At 42.3% G+C, this 1,148-nt stretch carries 1 protein-coding gene; it reads left to right on the top strand.

The features are described from left to right. Positions 1-1,148 (top strand): sodium/proline symporter PutP (putP, locus tag E2K98_RS30660; RefSeq protein ID WP_133340762.1); only part of this gene is annotated, 1,148 nt, incomplete at both ends.

Raw genomic sequence — 1,148 nt, 5'->3', positions numbered from 1 at the left:
GTAACCGCTTTAAGTGCCGGCGCTGCAGATATGAGCGGCTGGTTACTAATGGGTCTGCCTGGCGGTATCTATGTTACCGGTCTTGCAAGCGCATGGATTGCTATCGGGCTAACCATTGGTGCTTACCTAAACTGGAAACTCGTTGCACCACGCCTGCGCTCATACACACAAGTCGCAAATGATTCCATCACCATTCCAAGCTTCTTAGAAAACCGTTTTAAAGACAACACAAAATTACTCCGGATTGTTTCTGGTATTGTTATTCTTATTTTCTTTACTTTTTATGTATCATCTGGGATGGTTTCCGGTGCTGTCTTTTTCCAAAGCTCTTTTGGGACTAGCTACCATACGGGTCTTTATATCGTTGGCGGCGTTGTTGTTGCCTACACTTTATTCGGCGGTTTCCTTGCCGTAAGTTATACCGACTTTATTCAAGGATTAATGATGCTTCTTGCCTTGTTATTCGTTCCACTTCTTGGCATTTTTAAAACAGGAGGACCGGCGGAAACGTTTGAAACCATCCGCCATATTGACCCAACATTACTCGATTGGTTCAAAGGTACAACATTCGTTGGAATCATTTCTGCAATGGCTTGGGGCCTCGGATACTTTGGCCAGCCGCATATTATTGTGCGCTTTATGGCAATTAGTACGGTTAAAGAAACAAAAAGCGCCCGCCGTATTGGGATGAGCTGGATGATTATCACATTAATTGGGACAATCTTCACTGGTTTAATTGGTAAAGCTTATTTCTATCATAATGCTGCACATAAACTGGATAATCCAGAAGCTGTATTTATTTCATTGAGCCAGATCTTCTTCCATCCATTATTTGCAGGATTTGCTTTAGCCGCAATTCTTGCCGCTGTTATGAGTACGATTTCTTCACAATTAATCGTTACCTCTAGTGCGCTAATTGAGGACTTATATAAGGTTGTTGTCCGTAAAGGCGCTAAGGATAAAGAACTTGTATTCTTAGGAAGAATGGCAGTGCTAATTGTCGCTGTTGTTGCTTCCGCTCTTGCCTTCAAGCAAAATAGCACAATTTTAAGCCTTGTTGCTTATGCCTGGGCAGGATTTGGAGCTTCTTTCGGTCCAATCATTCTTTTAAGTTTATTCTGGAAAAAAATGAACAACTGGGGTGCCCT

The organism is Bacillus salipaludis (assembly GCF_004358205.1).
The sequence above is the reverse complement of the archived record's forward strand: the minus strand, read 5'-3'. Positions and strand labels throughout refer to the sequence as shown.